At 69.0% G+C, this 18,143-nt stretch carries 19 protein-coding genes, 3 tRNA genes and 2 pseudogenes; 13 read left to right on the forward strand and 11 right to left on the reverse strand.

Features of this window, described 5'->3' with window-relative positions; all coding sequences use genetic code 11:
• Window positions 1-15 precede the first annotated feature (15 nt).
• Window positions 16-507 (forward strand): inorganic diphosphatase, encoded by a 492-nt coding sequence (gene ppa, locus V2S05_RS12320; RefSeq protein ID WP_413635655.1) that lies wholly within the window; start codon window positions 16-18, stop codon window positions 505-507.
• A gap of 142 nt (window positions 508-649) precedes the next feature.
• On the opposite strand, the gene V2S05_RS12325 is transcribed toward ppa, so the two are convergent.
• A complete protein-coding gene (locus tag V2S05_RS12325) occupies window positions 650-2,059 on the reverse strand; it encodes a peptidoglycan DD-metalloendopeptidase family protein (RefSeq protein WP_413635656.1) in 1,410 nt (469 codons plus the stop codon).
• A 230-nt stretch (window positions 2,060-2,289) separates the two neighbouring features.
• Between V2S05_RS12325 and V2S05_RS12330 the strand changes: the two genes are divergently transcribed.
• From V2S05_RS12330 to V2S05_RS12340, 3 genes are all read left to right on the forward strand, one after another.
• Window positions 2,290-2,362: transfer RNA gene (locus tag V2S05_RS12330), tRNA-Glu, on the forward strand.
• A gap of 26 nt (window positions 2,363-2,388) precedes the next feature.
• Window positions 2,389-2,462, forward strand: a tRNA-Asp gene (locus tag V2S05_RS12335).
• A gap of 69 nt (window positions 2,463-2,531) precedes the next feature.
• Window positions 2,532-2,604, forward strand: a tRNA-Phe gene (locus V2S05_RS12340).
• Between the two features lie 452 nt (window positions 2,605-3,056).
• Here the strand turns inward: V2S05_RS12340 and V2S05_RS12345 are convergent.
• The 6 genes and pseudogenes from V2S05_RS12345 to V2S05_RS12370 form a co-directional block, all read right to left on the reverse strand.
• Window positions 3,057-3,155, reverse strand: a pseudogene (locus V2S05_RS12345) (integrase core domain-containing protein); the annotation flags it as partial.
• A 315-nt stretch (window positions 3,156-3,470) separates the two neighbouring features.
• Window positions 3,471-3,572 (reverse strand): annotated as a pseudogene (locus tag V2S05_RS12350) (VOC family protein); the annotation flags it as partial.
• A gap of 377 nt (window positions 3,573-3,949) precedes the next feature.
• Window positions 3,950-4,873 (reverse strand): aminoglycoside phosphotransferase family protein, encoded by a 924-nt coding sequence (locus V2S05_RS12355; protein ID WP_413635658.1) that lies wholly within the window; start codon window positions 4,871-4,873, stop codon window positions 3,950-3,952.
• A 605-nt stretch (window positions 4,874-5,478) separates the two neighbouring features.
• Window positions 5,479-5,649, reverse strand: coding sequence for a hypothetical protein (locus tag V2S05_RS12360; RefSeq protein ID WP_413635660.1), 171 nt, complete (start codon window positions 5,647-5,649; stop codon window positions 5,479-5,481).
• On the reverse strand, window positions 5,646-6,488 hold the full coding sequence (locus V2S05_RS12365; protein WP_413635661.1) for an SDR family NAD(P)-dependent oxidoreductase: 843 nt from the start codon (window positions 6,486-6,488) through the stop codon (window positions 5,646-5,648). Before V2S05_RS12365 ends, V2S05_RS12360 begins: the two co-directional genes overlap by 4 nt.
• Window positions 6,488-7,129, reverse strand: a complete 642-nt coding sequence (locus tag V2S05_RS12370; protein ID WP_413635663.1) for an NADPH-dependent F420 reductase — start codon at window positions 7,127-7,129, stop codon at window positions 6,488-6,490. The genes V2S05_RS12365 and V2S05_RS12370 overlap by 1 nt, the downstream gene beginning before the upstream one ends.
• An 82-nt stretch (window positions 7,130-7,211) precedes the next feature.
• On the opposite strand from V2S05_RS12370, the gene V2S05_RS12375 reads away from it, so the two are divergent.
• The 4 genes from V2S05_RS12375 to V2S05_RS12390 all read left to right on the forward strand — a co-directional run bounded on the left by V2S05_RS12375 (window position 7,212) and on the right by V2S05_RS12390 (window position 10,650).
• Complete coding sequence (locus tag V2S05_RS12375) at window positions 7,212-7,838, forward strand: cyclodeaminase/cyclohydrolase family protein (protein ID WP_413635665.1); 627 nt, start codon at window positions 7,212-7,214, stop codon at window positions 7,836-7,838.
• An 89-nt stretch (window positions 7,839-7,927) separates the two neighbouring features.
• Window positions 7,928-8,113, forward strand: coding sequence for a hypothetical protein (locus tag V2S05_RS12380; RefSeq protein ID WP_413635666.1), 186 nt, complete (start codon window positions 7,928-7,930; stop codon window positions 8,111-8,113).
• Window positions 8,114-8,151: 38 nt separating this feature from the next.
• Window positions 8,152-9,627, forward strand: a complete 1,476-nt coding sequence (locus V2S05_RS12385) for a deoxyguanosinetriphosphate triphosphohydrolase family protein (protein WP_413635667.1) — start codon at window positions 8,152-8,154, stop codon at window positions 9,625-9,627.
• Between the two features lie 102 nt (window positions 9,628-9,729).
• The gene (locus tag V2S05_RS12390; RefSeq protein WP_413635668.1) at window positions 9,730-10,650 is read left to right on the forward strand and encodes an NADP-dependent oxidoreductase; all 921 of its coding nucleotides are present in this window, start codon (window positions 9,730-9,732) and stop codon (window positions 10,648-10,650) included.
• 87 nt (window positions 10,651-10,737) lie between these two features.
• On the opposite strand, the gene V2S05_RS12395 is transcribed toward V2S05_RS12390, so the two are convergent.
• Both V2S05_RS12395 and V2S05_RS12400 read right to left on the reverse strand, forming a co-directional pair.
• Window positions 10,738-10,995 carry a DUF6458 family protein gene (locus V2S05_RS12395; RefSeq protein WP_363505551.1) on the reverse strand — a complete coding sequence of 86 codons (258 nt, stop codon included), beginning with the start codon at window positions 10,993-10,995 and terminating at the stop codon, window positions 10,738-10,740.
• A 111-nt stretch (window positions 10,996-11,106) separates the two neighbouring features.
• Window positions 11,107-11,619, reverse strand: coding sequence for a MarR family transcriptional regulator (locus tag V2S05_RS12400; protein ID WP_413635669.1), 513 nt, complete (start codon window positions 11,617-11,619; stop codon window positions 11,107-11,109).
• 109 nt (window positions 11,620-11,728) lie between these two features.
• Here V2S05_RS12400 and V2S05_RS12405 point away from each other — a divergent pair, with 109 nt between their 5' ends.
• Window positions 11,729-12,106, forward strand: coding sequence for a hypothetical protein (locus tag V2S05_RS12405; protein ID WP_413635670.1), 378 nt, complete (start codon window positions 11,729-11,731; stop codon window positions 12,104-12,106).
• 3 nt (window positions 12,107-12,109) lie between these two features.
• On the opposite strand, the gene V2S05_RS12410 is transcribed toward V2S05_RS12405, so the two are convergent.
• A complete protein-coding gene (locus V2S05_RS12410; RefSeq protein WP_413635671.1) occupies window positions 12,110-13,303 on the reverse strand; it encodes a glycosyltransferase in 1,194 nt (397 codons plus the stop codon).
• Between the two features lie 132 nt (window positions 13,304-13,435).
• Between V2S05_RS12410 and V2S05_RS12415 the strand changes: the two genes are divergently transcribed.
• Together V2S05_RS12415 and V2S05_RS12420 are read left to right on the forward strand one after the other, a co-directional pair.
• Complete coding sequence (locus V2S05_RS12415; protein ID WP_413635672.1) at window positions 13,436-13,699, forward strand: glutaredoxin domain-containing protein; 264 nt, start codon at window positions 13,436-13,438, stop codon at window positions 13,697-13,699.
• Between the two features lie 37 nt (window positions 13,700-13,736).
• Window positions 13,737-15,497 (forward strand): aldehyde dehydrogenase family protein, encoded by a 1,761-nt coding sequence (locus V2S05_RS12420; protein ID WP_413635674.1) that lies wholly within the window; start codon window positions 13,737-13,739, stop codon window positions 15,495-15,497.
• Between the two features lie 142 nt (window positions 15,498-15,639).
• On the opposite strand, the gene V2S05_RS12425 is transcribed toward V2S05_RS12420, so the two are convergent.
• Window positions 15,640-16,515, reverse strand: a complete 876-nt coding sequence (locus V2S05_RS12425; RefSeq protein WP_413635676.1) for a neutral zinc metallopeptidase — start codon at window positions 16,513-16,515, stop codon at window positions 15,640-15,642.
• Window positions 16,516-16,612: 97 nt separating this feature from the next.
• Between V2S05_RS12425 and V2S05_RS12430 the strand changes: the two genes are divergently transcribed.
• Window positions 16,613-17,602: a malate dehydrogenase gene (locus V2S05_RS12430; protein WP_413635677.1), complete on the forward strand. Its 990-nt coding sequence runs from the start codon at window positions 16,613-16,615 to the stop codon at window positions 17,600-17,602.
• A gap of 75 nt (window positions 17,603-17,677) precedes the next feature.
• The gene (locus tag V2S05_RS12435) at window positions 17,678-18,136 is read left to right on the forward strand and encodes a recombinase family protein (protein WP_413635679.1); all 459 of its coding nucleotides are present in this window, start codon (window positions 17,678-17,680) and stop codon (window positions 18,134-18,136) included.
• Window positions 18,137-18,143: the final 7 nt, after the last annotated feature.

Genomic DNA, 18,143 nt, shown 5'->3' on the forward strand with positions numbered 1-18,143 from the left:
CAAGGAGAACAGCACATGGGCGCACACGACGCCGTCATCGAGATCCCGCGCGGCAGCCGCGTGAAGTACGAGGTCGACCACGAGACCGGTCGTGTCCACCTCGACCGCGTCCTGTACACCACGTTCGGCTATCCGGCCGACTACGGCTACTTCGACAACACGCTCGGCGAGGACGGCGACCCGCTCGACGTGCTGGTGCTGCTCGACCACGCGATCTTCCCCGGCGTCGTCGTGAACGTGCGACCGGTCGCCGTGCTCAAGATGAGCGACGAGGCCGGCGGCGACGACAAGCTCGTGGCCGTGCTGTCGAAGGACCCGCGCTGGGCGCACATCCAGGACATCGACGACCTGCCCGAGTACACGAAGAAGGAGATCGCGCACTTCTTCGAGCACTACAAGGACCTCGAGCCCAACAAGTGGGTCAAGGTCGACGCGTGGGGCGACGCCGCGGAGGCGCAGCGCATCCTCGACGAGGCCATCGAGCGCTTCGCGAACGACAGTCACTGACCCTTACCCAGGTCGGCGACCTTCCCATGAGTCGGTGACCTTCCCATGGGTCGGTGACCTTCCCATGGGTCGCTGAGCCTGTCGAAGCGAGAACCCCCGGCCGCGCGGCCGGGGGTTCTGTCGTTCTCAGCTGCGCTGCGGCTCAGATCGCGCCGCGAGCCGCCAGGAAGTTGTAGGGGTTGGTTCGGCCGCCGTTGATGTACACCTCGAAGTGCAGGTGGCACCCCTGGGAGGCGCCGGTGTTGCCGGCATATCCGACGACCTGACCGGCGCTGACCTGCTGGCCGTGCGAGACGGCGTAGCCCGACATGTGGGCGTAGCTGGTGGCGATGCCGTTGCCGTGCTGGATGCGCACCCAGTTGCCGAAGCCGCCGTTGTAGAACGCCGCGTCGACGCGACCGCTCGCGGCGGCGTAGATCGGCGCGCCGCAGCCGTTGGCGAAATCGGTGCCGCCGTGGTTGGTCGAGCGGCAGACGCCGCCGGTGCACACCGGAGGGCGCGGACCGAAGTGCGAGGAGATGTGACCGCCGTGCGGGCGACGCCACGCGCCGGATCCCGTTCCGCCGCCACCGCCACCGCCGCCTCCGCCGCCACCGCCACCGCCGCTTCCGCCACCGCCGCTCTGGTTGTTCTTGGCGGCTTCCTCCGCGGCCCGACGCGCACGCTCGGCCTCCTCGGCTCGGCGACGCGCCTCCTCTTCCTTCCGGATGCGCTCGCCCTCCTGATAGCCGGCGACCGTCGCGGTGGTGTTGTCCTTGAGAGCGGCGAGCTGCGCCTGCAGCGTCACGAGGTTGGCCTGGCGCTCCTCGAGCGCAGCCTGAGCCGCGTCGGCGGCGCGCTGCGCAGCCTGCATCTTCTCTTCGGCGATCTTCTGCAGCCGGTCGCGCTCGTCGCGAGCGGTGGATGCCTGATTGCTGAGCGACTGCGCGGTATCGCGAGCGGAGGCCGCGCGCTCGGCCACCGTGCGGTTGTACTCGACGAGCTTGTCCATGCTGCCGAGGCGAGCCAGAAGGTCGTCGGCGCCGTTGGAGGACTCGGAGAGGAAGAGCTCGAGCGCCGCCTCATCGCCGCCGCTGCGATAGAGCTGATTGGCGACCTGGCCGGCCTTGCGGGCACTGTCGGCGGCGATCTTCGCCTGCTCGTCGGCCTGCGCCTGCAGGTCGTCGGCCTTGGCGGCCTGGTCGAAGTACGCCTGCTGCGCGGCGTAGAACTCCTCGCCGGCGGTGCGGGCGGCGGCCTCGGCCGCTGCGGCCTCATCGGTGAGCTGCTTGATCAGCGCCTCGATGCGCGTGATCTCCGACGCCTTCGCCGCCTCGTTCGCCTTGGCACGCTGCACGTCGTCCCAGCTCGGGTAGCCGGCGGCCTGGGCCGTCTGCGTGGCAGCCGACACACCGAAGGCCGAGAGAGCGATGACACTCAGGGCTCCGGCGGTGAGCGCACCACGGCGGGTGAGCTTCGAGCGCGACCAGAGGGCCTCGCGTTCCGCGGCCGTCGGGGCGCAGCCGCAGTCGGCCCCTGCGGATCGGGCATCCGCAGTAATGTCCTCGTTCACTCGGCTCCTTTCGCCGGATTCACAGCTGCAACAGTAACAACATTCGTCACAGTCACACCAGAGGCCGGCCTCTCCGCGGGCGTGCGGGGAGACGCGAGGTGTACTTCTCGTCATCCCATCGTCCTCCCGAAACGCCCGGGATGTAAGCCGACTCGCCCTCGATTTCGTTTTTGCCGCCGCCAGCCCTTATGCTTGAGCGTCGGCAAGGGAAACCCCCAGGGAATCTCTTCGGCCCCATCGTTTAGCGGCCTAGGACGCCGCCCTTTCACGGCGGTAGCACGGGTTCGAATCCCGTTGGGGTCACTCTTCCGATACAATTGAAAAGTTATGGCCCTGTAGCGCAGTTGGTTAGCGTGCCGCCCTGTCACGGCGGAGGTCGCGGGTTCAAGTCCCGTCAGGGTCGCTCCGAGCGTTGAGCCTTCTTTCGAGGAGGCTCTTCGTCTAGGGTGCGGCAGATCATGATGTGCCGCACGGCTCTGTAGCTCAGTTGGTAGAGCGTTCGACTGAAAATCGAAAGGTCACCGGATCGATGCCGGTCGGAGCCACGTAGCGGAGATTACACCGCTGCCGAACCCTCGCAAGGCTTCTACTTGCGGGGGTCCTTTTTTGACTTCTGATCGGGGAGATCTGGCGGTCCTGACGGAGCGCACTCATCGCTCTTCCAATGGAATCGTGGAGATCCTCCGCGTATCCCCAGAGTCTTCAGTCCCACACTCCGCGTTAACCCCGCACTTTGGAAATCGCACTTTCGCTCAGTCGAGGCTGCGTCACAGCTCCGCCGACGGCGACCTCGGCGAGCACCCGATCGCCTCATGCTCGCGTCCCCTGCGATCGGGTTGGCACGGCGGCATCCTTCGCGCGCCCAAGTCCGACCACGATGCGATAGGCGCGGCCTGAGTACGACCATCGGACGCGGGTAGCAGTCCGCGGACGCTCTGATGCTCACCGCAGCACTTCAGCTGGTATCGCCTCGGCGCGACCCTCTAGATGTACCGGGTCAGGACGTTGGTGGCAGTCGGCTGATCGGGGGTTTGCCTCCGAGGGCTGAGTGGCGTCGTCCAGTGTTGTAGTGCTCGAGCCAGGGGTCAAGGGCTGCGGTGCAATTGCGCACGACCTCACGCTCGTGCTGTTCCACGCCCGCGCACTGCCGCGGCAGCCAGACGAGGCGGCGCGGCAGGTGTCCCTCTCGACCATCGAGGACTCTGCCGAGAAGGCGCTTGAAAGCGTCCAATCGCTGCTGTCGTTGATTCGTGAGACCCGCCCCGAGGTCGCAGAGGCAAGACCGACACGATATGCGGGCGACCTCATCGCCGTCGACGCTAACCCCCATCGGTGTGTACTCGGTGGCTTCCCAGAGCATGAGGTCGAGCGCCGGATCGAGGCGCAGCATGGCGTAGCCGCCGTAGTTCGTGAGCACGCGGAAGCCGAGGATGTCCGAGTACCAGGCGATGGCATCGTCCAAGTTCTTGGTGGGGAGCTGGAGGTGATCAAGTGCAGTGACGAGGGGTCCCATGGAAGTCCGTTCTGTGGGTACCCACACGAGCGTGACCGAACTCGCGGCCAAGCGCTGCCGGGGCAATGACGCTGTTCGGTGTGCTCATGAGGTCATGATGCACCATGCCTCCGATAGCCGCATTCCCTCCGGTTGCCCACAGAGTTCCGCGGCGCGCTTGGCTGTGCAGAGTGACAGTTCTATCCGAAGTCCCCGCTGTCATGACCCAAGCGAGAAGGCGACTCATGTCAGCCTTGATGAGTCCTACCGTCGGCTCTGGCCTGACAAGCAGTTGATCACTCGGTCGACTGGACGGAGAGTTCTCGCCAGCGCCAGCGCCAGCGCCAGTGTCAGCGCCGCCGCCCAGACCGACGCCGACGTCACCGGACAGATGCCAGTCACGCATCGAAGGAGGCGAGAGCGTCGTCCACGGTTTTCGCGGACGCGCTGATGGCGCTATGCCCGTCCTCGATGTCCCACAGTGTGTTCTGCAGCAGGCGAGCGACCGTCCACGCGGCTGCACGGCGACGGTCGAGGCCGAGCATCTCCGTGAGGATGTCGAAGCGCCGTCGAACGACGCGGTGCTCGTCAGTGACAGTGTCATCGGTGCTCCACCCGCTGTCCAGGGCAGGCCAGAGATCGAATCCAGGATCGCCGACGAGAGGCTCGGGATCGATAGCCAACCAGGGTTCCCGGTCGGCTGCGAGGACATTGCCATAGTGCAGATCCCAATGCAGCAAGTGGTTGCCGGGCTCGGCTTCGAGCTCCGCGACGGTGCGCATCCATCGATGAAGGCGAGACCGATCCTCGCCCCCGAGAGAGCGAATCGCTACAGGCGCGTCGTCCAGCATCCCTGCGAGGATCACCTCGATACGGGGAAGCCCGTCGGGAGCAGGCGTGCTGTGCAGGCGCGCCAGGAGTGAGCCGATCACATGAACGGCGCTGTCGTCGTCTTCGACCGCTTCGAGTGTGCGATCACCGTGGAGGCGCTCGAGCAGCATTCCGCCGCGGTCGGGGTCGCTGTCGAGGAGGCGTACTATTCCACGGCCGTCCCATCGGGCGAGGCCGAGGATCGCAGCCGTCGTTTCGGCGCGCGGTACTTGCAACTTCAGCGCCGCCTGCGTGCCGTCGGTGCGACGCGCAGGCACGAGGACTCCTGCCTGCCCCGATCGAATCACCCCGTCCGGTCGAAGCTCCCACTCGCGGAGAAGATCGCCGGCGACCGACGACAACGCGCGTGCCCATTCGCGGGTCGCGTCGTCACCGGTCTCGAACGCACGGAGAACCCCAGCCGGAATGACGAACTGCTGATCCCTGCCCATACTGATCAGTTCACCACAGCGAGTGACCGCTGCCCCCGATGGTCCCCCGGGCCGATGACGAAAGCCCCTGCTGGGCTCATCGCTGTTATTCGTAGGCCGGTGCCGGCGCGCTCGCGGCGGCAGAGACGGGAGTTGCGACCTTCGTGATGCGGTCCGGGGATAGTCCGCAATCGAGGAGCTTCGCGTTCACTATTCTGTTCCGATGGGCGGAGTCCCTGAGGACGGCCGGGCGGCAGGGGCCGTCGTGGGTGCGGATGCACTCGGGATTGATGCGCTTCGCCGGTCGGAGAAGACAAGCCGGCGCGCTGAATGTCGAGAACTCCGCATCCACCCCGCAGAATCGCCAACAGTTCTCCGCACTCGCTGGCAACCGAAAGCAGACCTGACCAGGGCTGTTCGAAGCGCCCGCGAGTCCGCAAAGACTCTTGATAGAGCGGAACTCTTGCTCGAAAGGGCACCGGATCGATGCCGGTCGGAGCCACGTAGCGGAGATTACACCGCTGCCGAACCCTCGCAAGGCTTCTACTTGCGGGGGTTCTTTTTGTGCCGGCCACGAGGCCCTGTGGGCACGTGCGCTCCTCAGCAGCGAACCGCCGCTGACACGCTCAGTCACCCGGCCAGCTGGTGGTCAAGAAGGCCTCCAGCGCGCGATGGCGGAATGAGTACAGACGTCCGCGATCGATGATGCCGCGCTCTCGGTCGAGCCTCTGCGAGGTCGTGCCGGCGTCGGTGGCCTTGCTGAGCCCCATCTTCTCGGCGATGCGGCTCAGCGTCACGCCCCGTCGTCCGGCAATCCGACGTACTCCGCGCTGCGACGCCACAGTTCGGCGGCGAGCTGCTCGTCGAGTGCCTGCGGGCTGGTCGCGGCGACCTTCTGCTTCTCGTAGTACTCCCCCGGCATCCAGTCCGTGCCCGGCTCACCTTCTGCCAGCCATACCAGCGGTCGGGCGCCCTGTTCCGGGCTGAGAAGACCCAGCAGGCGCGCCAGAGGCGTCTGATACAGGAACCGCATGACGCTCGTGGTATCGGAGGCGAAGCTCGTGCGCACGACGCCGGGGTGGAAGGCGACAGCCGACAGCCCGCGTCGGCCGAAACGACGCTGAAGCTCCTTGGTGAAGAGGATGTTGCTGAGCTTCGCGTCGCCGTACGCCTTGTTCGGCGAGTAGCCCCGCTCGTTGTTCAGGTCGTCGATGTCGATCGATCCGAACAGGCGCGCGGCCGCGCTGGATGTGTTGACAACCGACGCTCTGCTCTCGATCAGGGTGTCGAGAAGGAGATTGGTGAGCAGAAACGGCGCGAGATGGTTCACCTGCAGCGTCTTCTCGAAGCCGTCGACGGTTCTGGTCCTGTCGCCGAAGATGCCACCGGCGTTGTTGACGAGGACGTCGATGTGCGGGTGCGCGCGCTTCAGCTCACCCGCCAGCGCGCGCACCTGAGACAGATCCGCGAAGTCCGCGGTGAAGTGCTCCGCGCCGAGCTCCCCCGCAAGCGCTGCGGTCTTCTGCGGCGAGCGGCCGACGAGGACGACCGTATGCCCGTCGGCGACCAGCTTGCGTGACGCTGCGGCGCCGATGCCATCGCTGGCGCCTGTCAGCACGATCGTCTTCGCGGTCATCAGGGCAGCCGATTGGCGATCGCCAGGTTCTGAGTCAGCTCCTCGGCGTTCTGCCGCACGACGTATGCCGGGCGGTCTCGCTCGACGCGCCACGACTCGCTCAGCGGGCCGATGTTGACCGTGTCGAATCCCAGCTGGTCGTACAGGTGGGTGACGAACTCCGCGGCATCCGCATGGTCACTCGCCGTCGCCAGCGCTCGACGATTCGGGGTGCCGGCGGGCATACCGCCCGCGGTGATCTGCTCGGCCTGGATGTGGTTGAACGCCTTGGCGACGCGAGACGTCGGCAGGTGCTCCTGCAGCATCTCGGAGGTCGTGGTCAGTCCCCTGTCGAGAGCGTCGATGTGGCCGTCTCGCTCGAAGTAGTAGTTGTTGGTGTCGAGCACGATCTTCCCGGCGAGCGGCTCGACGGGGATCTGCTGCAGCGCATGCAGCGGCACGGTCACGACCACGACGTCGCCGGCTGCACCGGCCTCCTCGGCGGTCGCCGCACGAGCGCGGTCGCCGAGCTCGGCGACGAGATCCGCGAGGGTCTCCGGCCCGCGCGAGTTCGCGATCACGACGTCGTAGCCTGCGCCGATCGCCGCTCGAGCGATCTGGCTGCCGATGTGTCCTGCACCGATGATTCCGAGAGTCGTCATATCGGACACAACCCGTCACGCGGGCGGATATTCCTCTCGCGCGTCGAGATCGACGCTCGAAATGCCCGATACCCTGGCGCGCATGGCCGATCCCGATTCCGCACACGTTCCGACATCCCGTCCGATGGATGCCTGGCTCGACGCCCTCAGTCAGCCGGGCGGCTCCCCTGGCGGCGGGGCGGCGACGGGCGTGCTGCTCGGCGTCGCCGCCGCCCTGATGGGCATGGTCGCGGCGTACACGCCCGACAGCGCCGCCGCGTCGGCCTGCGCGGCGCGACTCGAGCGCAATCGCGCGGACGTGCTGCAGGCCGTCGAGGCGGACGGCGTGCTGTCGGTGCGGTTCGGCGCCGCACTCGCGCTGCCGTCCGATGACCCGCAGCGCGATGAGCAGGTCAGCGCGGCCGCCGTCGACGCAGCCGAATCAGTGGCGCGGCTCGGCGCGATCGGCATCCTGCTCACCTCTGATGCGAGCGTGCTCGCCGAGGCCGGCAACCCGCACATCGCGGTCGATCTCGCCGTCGCGATGGAAGCGCTCAGCGCCGGGCTGTCGGGGTCGGCGATGAGCATCCGCGCGAATCTGCAGATCGCCGGCAGGCACGACGCGACGCGAGCACGGCTGACGAGCCTCGAGACCGACGTCCGTCGGCTGGTCGAGGCCCGCCACCGGGTCGCGCAGATGATCGACGAGATCTCCGCGCGACTGGACTGACCCCGGTCTCACCCGGCGTACACGCCGATCTCGCGGCCCGAACGGCCGGCGGAGCCGATCTGTCGGCGCTCGCCGACTCGGCGGTGGCGATGCGCTCGGTGCGCGAGCTGCTCGCCGACGAGCACGCCCGCGCCGTGCTGCGCGACGAGCTCGGTCCGATCGTCGACTGGCCCCTGCCCGAGGAGGCGATGGGCATGTCGCTGCTGCAGATCGCCACGGTGACCGCGGGACTCGTGCCGCACGACGCGCTGCACCGCATCGCCGCGCGTCTGTGAACCTCGACCCGGGATGCGCGCATGGCACACTGACAGTCATGCCTCAGCAGCCGGATGATCCCCGCCAGACGCGACGACTGCCCGAGACGCTCGACGAATTCCAGCGGGCGGAAGGGCATCCGCAGTTCCGGGTCGACGTCGAGCGCATCCGCTTCTCGCCGTACTACTCGCGCCTGTCGGCGGTGACGCAGGTCATCTCGCAGGCCGGCGCCGGCCTCGCGGTGCACAACAGGCTCACGCACTCGATCAAGGTCGCAGCCGTCGCGCGGGCGATCGCGACCCACCTCTCCACCCGCACAGACGAGGCGAACCGCATCGTCACCGAGCTCGGTGGGGCGCACCCGGTCGTCGTGCAGGCGGCCGCCGCGGCGCACGATCTCGGGCATCCGCCCTTCGGCCACCTCGGCGAGCAGACGCTCGACCGCCTCGCCCGAACCCGGTTCGGGCTCGCCGAGGGATTCGAGGGCAACGCGCAGACGTACCGCATCCTCACCCGTCTCGACGAGCACGACCGCCCGGGTGTCGGGCTGAACCTCACCGCGGCCGTGCGCGCGGCGGTGCTGAAGTACCCGTGGCGCCGCAGCGCGGGCGGCACACGACGCGGCGGCGGCAGCAAGTTCAGCTTCTACGCGATCGACGAACCGGATGCCCGTCAGGCGCTCTCCGCGTACCCCTCCATCGCCGCGGGCCAGCAGACCGTCGAGTGCTCGATCATGGACATCTCCGACGACATCGCATACTCGCTGCACGACCTCGACGACTTCTACCGCGCCGGGCTGCTGAACCCGGCGACCCTGTCGGCCGAGTTCCGCTCATGGCGCCGAGACCTCGCGCAGCTGCGTGCCGCCGATCACGCCACGCTCGCCGCCGACACTCGCACGCCGGGTCATTCACTCGAGCTGCTGTGGCGTCGGATGCAGTCGAAAGACAGCTGGATCGCCGACCCCGACGCGTTCAGCGAAGCCGTCGCGAAGGTGTCGTCCGAGGTGATCGACGGCCTGGTCGCCGAGCCCTTCGACGGGTCCCTCGCCAGCGAGCGCGCACTCGCCCGGTTCACCACCGCGTGGATCGGCCGGCTGCAGTCCTCGATCGAGGTGCATCGGGATCCCGACATCCGCTCCGGGCACGTCAGCCTCAACCGGCAGGCGTGGCACGAGGTCGCCGTGCTCAAGTTCCTGCACGAGCGATTCATCCTCGAGCGGCCCGATCTCGCCGTCTACCAGCGTGGGCAGGCGAGCGTGCTCGAGCGTCTGGTCGACGGATTCACCGCCTGGCTCGATGATCCGCGCGATGCGCGCCGTGCGCCGCGCCGCCTGATCGACCTCGTCGACCTCGCCACCGACGACCACCGTCGCCTGGGTGACCCTGCCGACCACGCCGATGTCGAGACGCTGGGCCGGGGTCGCGGCATCATCGACTACGTCGCCTCGCTCACCGATGCCCAGGCGATCTCGCTCGATGCCCTGCTCGCCGGCCGCACCGAACGACTGTGGGACGCCGGGCAGGGACTGTAAGCGCCGAGAGAAGATGTGCGGGCCGGGTGAGCCGGATCCGCCCCCGGCCGCCGCGGCACGTGGAAGAGTGGATGCTATTCGCACCCGCTCCGAGGAGGCACCATGCGCGCTGTCGTGTACGACCGGTATTCCCAGGACCTCGATGCCCTCGAGGTGCGAGAGGTGCCGGAGCCGAAACTCCCGCCGGCGTCGGTGCTGGTCGAGGTGCGCGCCGCGGGCGTGAACCCCGTCGACTGGAAGGTCATGGCGGGCGGGCTCGACGCTCTCATGCCCACGCAGTTCCCGGTGACCCCGGGATGGGACGTCGCCGGCGTCGTCGTGGCGATCGGCCTGGACACGCCGGAGTTCGCAGTCGGCGACGAGGTCATGGCCTACGCCCGAAAGGACACGGTGAGCGCCGGCACGTTCGCCAAGCGGGTCGCCGTTCCGATCTCCGCGGTGGCTCGCAAGCCGGCATCCCTCTCCTGGGAGGAGGCCGGCGCCCTGCCTCTGGCCGGCGGCACAGCGCTGCGGTCGATCGACGCGCTCGGCGATCTGGCCGGCCGCACCGTGCTGATCCACGGGGCCGCGGGCGGTGTGGGCGGCTTCGCGGTGCAGATCGCCGCGGCCCGCGGCGCGAGGGTCATCGCGACGGGGTCCGAGCGCAATCATGACTACATCCGATCGCTGGGCGGCGAGCCGACCAGCTACGGCGAGGGACTGGCCGGACGCGTGCGCGAGCTCAGCGGCGGGCTCGTCGATGCGGTCGCGGACTTCGTCGGCGGTCAGCTCGAGGTGACCCTCGACGTGCTCAGCGATGACGGTGTGCACGTCTCGACGGCTGATCCCTCGGTCACCCAGCGCGGCGGCAGGTACATCTGGGTGCGCCCCGACGGCACGCAGACCGCTCGTCTCGGGGCTCTCGCAGACGAGGGGCTCTTGAGAGTGGAGATCGCCGAGACGTTCCCGCTCGACGGAGTGGCCGACGCGTTCGCCGCCAGCCAGAGCGGCCACACCCGCGGCAAGCTCGTCATCGTCCCCTGACCGCGCGGTCCGCCGCCCGGTCGACCGCCCGCAGACAGAGTTCGCGCCCGGGCCTCACTCGGGACCCGGGCGCGAACGTTCCTCCGGTCAGAAGACCTCTTCGTCTCCCGCCGCGCGCGTGGAGCGACGCGTCTCGTACGCGCCGGGAGCGGCGTCGGTGCGGGTGACCACGTCGGTGCGACGACGGCGCGCCATGAGCAGCAGACCGACGATGAACGCGACGACACCTGCACCCATCAGGATGTAGCCGATCATCGTGAGGTCGGCCCAGCCGACGTCGATGTTGAGTGCGAAAGCGAGGATCGCCCCGATGACGAACAGAACGACTCCGGTGCCGATGGTCATCTCTTGCTCCCTTCGATAGGGCGGCCGACCGGCCTGCCTGATGCCCAGAATCCCAAGCGGGAGCCCCCCGAAGAATGGGGTTGACAACACTGACGCGATTCGGGATCGGGCTCAGCCCTGCTGCTGCTCGGCCGCGTCCGAGGGCTCGAGGCCGTCGACCGCGTCGGCCATCGCGCGGAGGAAGTCCGCGACGTTCGCCTGCGCCTGGGCATCCATCCCCGACGCCACGGAGTACATCAGTTCGTGCATGCGGCTCAGAGTGTGCCGTACATCCACGTCGGCATGCTCGGTGGCGCGGACGGCGGTCGGATGCCCGGAGGCGTCGAGGTCGCGCTGGACGTGCCCGGAGCGCTCCAGGCGGTCGATCAACACCGACGTCGCCGCCGGCGAGATGCCGAGGTACGCGACGAGGGCCGCCGGCGCAGCGGCGTGACCCGGCTGGCGGAACAGGTAGCGCAACGCCAGCAGCTCGTTCTCACCCATCGACATCTCATCGCGGGTCCGGCGCCGCATGGCCCGCTCGGCCGCGCGGTACGTGCGGAGAGCCTCGAGCACTTCTCGGGCGCGATCTCGCTCGCTGCGCTCCTCGTACCAGTAGCCGGCCGTCTGTGTATCCGTCGTCACGCTCACTCCTTCAGCGAGCGCCTGCACAGCCCGCATGAGCAATGATAGAAGAGGGCAAGGGGACCCAGGCGGTCGAACTGACCGCACGAAGCAGTGACGGAGGACATCGGTGAGTTTTCGCAGCAAGGAGACGTTGGAGATCTGGCTCTCGGAGTTCCGCTCCGCGCGCGAGGCCGGGGATCTCATCCGAGTGATCATCCAGGACGGCTCCGACGGCTCCGACACGGGTCTCGTGATCGTGCCGGTGAAGAACTCATCGGTCAGCATCTTCATGCAGCCGATCCAGATCGGCGAGGCCCAGTGGCGCATCACGCTCGAGCCCAACGACGAGAACACCGTGCTCACCAGCCATCAGCTGCATGCGCTCGCCAGCGAGCTCGCGGTCGCGGCGGAGCTGTGCTCGTACCTCGAGGCCCGCAGCATCGGTCACGAAGAGCAGCAGGATGCCGCGCCCGCCGACGACGCGGCGACCGCCGAGAACGCCTGATTCTCAGAGCTCTCCCGGTCGCATCGCCTCGGCGTCGATGGCACGCATGACCCGCAGCGTCGCGGTGTCTGCCGCCGGCTCGTCGGTGGCATCCGCCCGCCGCCGCGGCGCGTAGACGACCAGGGCGTGGAACAGGAACCGCGCGAAGAAGGCGACCACCAGGGATATCGCCGTGGCGATCACGCTGGAGATGTGCCAGGTCTCGACCATCAGCGCCATGACCGGGATGCGCAGCGCCGCCTCGACGGCGTTGAACGACACCGACGCGGCGAAACGCACCCACAGCTGTCGGGCATCCTGTCGCTCGTCGCGGAACACGAACAGCTCCTGCAGCACGAAGTTGCCGATGATGGTGACCGCCGCTCCCGCGATCGCGGCGAGCACGTAGTCGACGCCCAGGTGGGTGAGGGCCCACATGATGCCGATGTTCACAAGCGCCCCGAGGCCGCCGATCAGGGCGAAGCGCCCCATCTTGCCGAACCGCAGGCGAGCGAGGTGCGCGAGGAAGGTCGCGCCCTGTCGCAGGCTCGCCTTCGAGTCGCCGTGCCGGCGTGCGCCGAACTCCAGGGGCACCTCGGCGATGCGCAGCTCGCGCCGCTCGCCGCCGCGCACGAGGATCTCGAGCAGGATCTTGAAGCCCTGCGGTCGCAGCTCGTCGAGGTCGATGTGCGAGCGGTCGATGAGGAAGAATCCGGTCATCGGATCGGTGCTGTGCCAGAGCCGCCGCAGGAACATCGCCTTCGTGACGACGGTCGCCGCCTTCGACACCGCGTAGCGCACGGCGGTGCCGAGGCCTGCGGAATCACCCCCGCCGATGTAGCGGGAGGCCGCGACGACGTCTACGCCGCCCTCGGCGTAGCGCGTGAGCATGGCCCCCAGCAGCTCGGGCGGGTGCTGCAGATCACCGTCCATGACGACGCACACGTCGTGCGCGGCCTCGGCCAGCCCCAGCGCGACGGCACCACCGAGCCCGCCGGTGTTGCGCTCTCTGTGGATGCCGCGCACGGCGAGGTCCGCGGATGCCCCGACGCGGGCGATCTCGTCGATCGTGCCATCGGAGCTGTCGTCGATGAACAGGATCTCGGCGGCGATCCCGGCGAGCGCGGCGGAGACGCGGGCGACGAGTTCGGCGACGTTGTCGCGCTCGTTGAACGTGGGCACGATGACGGTCACGGGAGGAAGGGAGGCGGCGCTCACGGGTTCTCCTCCACGGTGTCCTCTGAAGTGCGTCGGCGGGGTGCCGCAGCGATGCAGCATCCATCGTTTCACGGCTCGCTCCCGGCCGGCGCACACGGCGCCCGCTCGGGTGCGTCCCCGTAGGCTGGGAGCATGAGCACTCCCGCATCCGACACGATCACCATGTTCGGCGCCGACTGGTGCCGAGACTGCGTCCGCACCAAGAGGCAGCTCGACCAGCTGGGCGTCGAGTACACCTACGTCGACCTCGTCGCGGATCCCGCGGCAGCGGACGTCGCCAAGGAGATCTCGGGCCGCATGAACATTCCCGTCGTCGTCTACCCCGACGCGAGCCACCACGTCGAGCCGAGCAACGCCGACGTCGAGGCGAAGCTGCGCGAGCTCTCGCTGATCTGACGCCATTCCGCTTTCCCCACCGCCCCAGGAGACGACGATGACTCAGGAGACGGCTTTCGACGGCGAGCTGGACGAGGCGCAGCGCAGCGCGCTGGATGCCGACGTCGACGCTCTGCAGCAGGGTTCGCGCACGTGGGCGCATCTCACCGTGGGCCAGCGCGCGACCCTGCTGCGCGCGCTGCGCACGAGCGTCGCCGCCGCAGCGGACGAGTGGGCGAACACCGCCGCCGACTCCAAGGGCCTCGAGCGCAGGCATCCGCTGCGCGGCGAGGAGTGGCTGAGCGGGCCGTACTCGGTGCTCGGCGCTCTCGACGCGTACATCGACACGCTCGCGAAACTGGACCACGGGCGCTCGCCGCTCGACGGGGTGGCTGTCGGCCGCGCGCCCGGCGGCCGCACGAGGGTGAGCGCGTTCCCGCTGACCGGGCTCGACCGGCTCCTGCTCTCCGGCTTCAGCGGCGAGGTGTGGCTGCGGCCGGGCATCACCCCCCACACGGCCCGGGCGAGCGCAGGACTGGCGCAGCGGTCGTCGAATGCGCCCGGCGGCGTCGGCCTGGTGCTGGGCGCGGGCAACGTCACCTCGATCCCCGTCCTCGACGTGCTGTACGAGCTTCTCGCGCACAACCGCGTGGTGCTGCTGAAGGTGAACCCCACCCAAGACGCCCTCGTGCCCGTGTACGAGCGCGCGCTGGCGCCGCTGATCGCCCCCGGCTTCCTGCGGATCGTGCGCGGCGGCCCCGCCGTCGGCGCGTACCTCACGGCTCATCGTGATCTGATGCACGTGCACATCACGGGGTCGGCGGCGACCTTCGACGCCATCGTGTGGGGCCCTTCGACGGGCTCAGCAGCCCAGCGGGAGGCGACCGCACGACGTCGGCGCGAGAACCGTCCGCTGCTGAAGAAGCCGATCACTGCTGAGCTCGGCGGAGTCTCGCCGATAATCGTCGTGCCCGGCGAGTGGAGCGCCGCCGACATCACCTTCCAGGCCGAGCACGTCGTCACCATGCGCCTGCAGAACTGCGGTCACAACTGCATCGCCGGGCAGGTCGTGATCATCTCGTCGGAGTGGGCGCAGGCCGAGCAGTTCCGCGCCGCGCTGCGGCGCGCGTATGCGGCCGCTCCCGAGCGGCCGATCTGGTATCCCGGCTCGGCGTCGCGCATGCGGCAGGCCGCGGAGGACTATCCGGATGCCCTGGTGCTGGCCGACCGCATGCTGGTCGAGATCGACGGTGGTCAGGATGCTGCGGCACTGCAGTCCACCGAGTACTTCGCCCCGGTGCTCGGCGTCGTGGAGCTGCCAGGCGCCGGTCAGCAGTTCCTCGATGCCGCGATCGCGCACGCGAACGACGAACTGCAGGGCACTCTGGGCGCCAACCTCATCATCGATCCGGCCACCGAGAAGTCTCTCGGCACCGGATCCGAGCGTGCGATCGCCGAGCTGCGCTATGGATCGATCGCGATCAACTCGTGGACGGCCTTCGGCTTCATCACCCCGACGCTGACCTGGGGCGCGTTCCCGGGCAGCACCCCCGACGACATCGGCAGCGGCATCGGCGTGGTGCACAACGCCCTGCTGCTCGACGGCGTGGAGCGCTCGGTGGTGCGCGGGCCGTTCCGCCCCTTCCCCCGGTCGCTGCCCCTGCTGAACGGCGGGGGCCGTCTGACGATCCTGCCGAAGCCGCCGTGGTTCGTCTCCTCCCGCACCGGCTCCGCGGTGAGCGAGGGGCTCACCCGGTTCCGCGCGCACGGCGGCATCCCTGGGCTCATCCGCACCCTGCTCCGGGCGCTGCGCGCCTGACGCGGCCTCCCCTCGTTCCCCGACACCCCCAGTTGCCGCCGAGACCCCCATCTGCGGACGCGCGCAGCTGGGGGTCTCGGCGATAGGTGGGGGTCTCGGCGATAGTGGGGGTGTCGGCGATCGGCAGGGATGCGGGCGGCGGTCAGAGCTGGTCGCCGGAGACGGCGAAGGTGTCACAGACGCCGAGGCCGTTCTTGTAGCCGTTCGCGAACCAGGCCTGGCGCTGCTCGCTGGTGCCGTGGGTGAAGCTCTCCGGGTTGACCCGGCCGGCCTGCTGCTCTTGGATGTGGTCGTCGCCGACGGTGAACGCCGCGTTCAGGGCATCCGTGATCTGCGCCTCGGTCGGCTTCTTCAGGTAGGTGACGCCGTTGTCGTCCTTCAGCTTCGTCACGTCTCCCAGCCAGGCGCCGGCGTAGCAGTCGGCCTGCAGCTCGGTGCGCACGCCGTTGCTGTCGGGGCCGGTGCCGTTGTTCGGGTACTTGTCCATCGTGCCGGTGATGTTCTGAATGTGGTGACCCCATTCGTGACCCACGATGTACAGCTGGGAGAGCTCGCCGGCAGAAGCGCCGAACTGATCCCGCATCAGCTGGAAGAACGTCGGGTCGATGTAGACGCCCTGCTCGGGCGGGCAGTAGAACGGTCCGACGGCGTTCGAGGCCGTGCCGCACTGGGTGGAGGTCGCACCGTCGACCACGGTCATCGTTGGCGCCTGGTAGCCGTCGACATGCTGCGCCCAGTAGTCGTCGAGCAGCACCTGGGCACCTGCCATGCGGCAGTCGTCACTGGTGTTCGCGTCCTGACCGGTGTCGCACTCTGAGAGCGCCTCGCCGCTGGAGGCGGGCTCGTTCCCGCCACCGGGCGCTCCGCCGACCAGCCCGGTGAGATCGGGACCGCCGAGCATGGCGACGACCAGCGCGACCAGGCCGAACACGCCCACGCCACCACCAGCGATCGCGGCGCCCCGCCCGCGGCGGCGCGTGGTGTTGCCCGAGATGTCGGCATCCGGATTGAAAGTCATGCTGAAAAGGTAGCGCTCCGCGGGATCCGGCGACGAGGGCTTGACGAATCGGCGCGCACCCCTCACCCGGCCTGGAGGCGGGGCATAAGCTCAGGGCATGGCGACGACGATCACGATCACAGGGGCCGGCGGACAGATCGGCTACGCGCTGCTGTTCCGCATCGCGGCGGGAGACATGCTCGGGCCGGACGAGCACGTCAGGCTGCGTCTGCTCGAGATCCCGCAGGGGCTGCGCGCCGCCGAGGGCGCGGCGCTCGAGCTGCAGGACGGCGCGTTCGGGCTGCTCGACGACGTCGAGGTCACCGATGACGCCGAGATCGCATTCGACGGGGCGAACCTCGCGCTTCTCGTCGGCGCCCGTCCGCGCGGGCCCGGCATGGAGCGCGGCGACCTGCTCGCCGCGAACGGCGGCATCTTCGGCCCGCAGGGGCGCGCGATCGCGGCGGCCGCGGCATCCGACATCCGCGTCACGGTCGTCGGCAACCCCGCCAACACGAACGCGCTGATCGCGGCCTCGTCGGCCGACGGCGTTGCCGCCGAGCGGTTCACCGCCCTCACCCGGCTCGATGAGAACCGCGCCCGGGCGCAGCTCGCGCAGACGCTCGACGCACCCGTCGCCCGCGTGCGCCGGGTGCCGATCTGGGGCAACCACTCGGCCACGCAGTTCCCCGACATCTCGCACGCGACGATCGACGGCGAGCCGGTCGCCGAGCGCCTGACCGCCGCGGTGGGTGATGTCCGCGCCTGGCAGGAGCAGACGTTCATCCCCCGGGTGGCCAAGCGCGGCGCAGAGATCATCGAGGTGCGCGGTTCGTCGTCGGTGGCGTCCGCGGCGAGCGCGACGATCGATCACGTGCGCGACTGGGTGCACGGCACCGAGGAGTGGACCAGTGCCGGCGTCGTCTCGCACGGCGAGTACGGCGTGCCGGAGGGGCTGGTCTCGTCGTTCCCCGTGCAGTCGATCGCCGGCGAGTGGCGCATCGTCGAAGGGCTTGAGCTGGATGCCTGGGCGCGGGCACGCATCGACGCCTCGGTGGCCGAGCTGGTCGACGAGCGCGAGACGGTGCGTTCGCTCGGGCTGATCTGAGCGCCGGCTCCGCACCCCGGAGTCAGGCGGCCCCAGACGCGGTACTCGGGCAGAATGGATGCCGGAGGTGCGGCGATGACCGATGCGATGAACCCGAACGGCGGCGAGGCCGAGATTGCGCTGACCAGTCCGCTGCATCTGCCGCATGCGGCCGCGAACTGCCCGAAGTGCCTGGCGAACGACGATCACGGCTGGTGGTCGGCGCGGCCGGAGGGGACGCGTCTGGTCGGGCTCGTCGTCGCGCGCGACGGCATGCCGTCGGTGACCCAGCAGCGCGATGATCTGACCCGTTTCGGCGTGCCGATCGAGGGCTTCCGCCACCCCGCCCCCGAGATCCTGGAGAGCTGGGGCGATCGCCTGGCCCGGCTGATCGAGACGCTGCGCCCGGGAGATGTGCTCGTGGTGGCGAACGTGCACGCGCTGGGCCGCGATCGCGACGAAGAGTCGCGCACGATCTCCGAGCTGCGTCGGCGCGGGATCATGGTCAAGGTGCTCGGGCATCACGCCCGGCACCTGGCCGACGCGCCCCACTGAACGGGTC

It is taken from the genome of Microbacterium sp. OR16 (assembly GCF_047306725.1).
GTDB lineage: Bacteria > Actinomycetota > Actinomycetes > Actinomycetales > Microbacteriaceae > Microbacterium.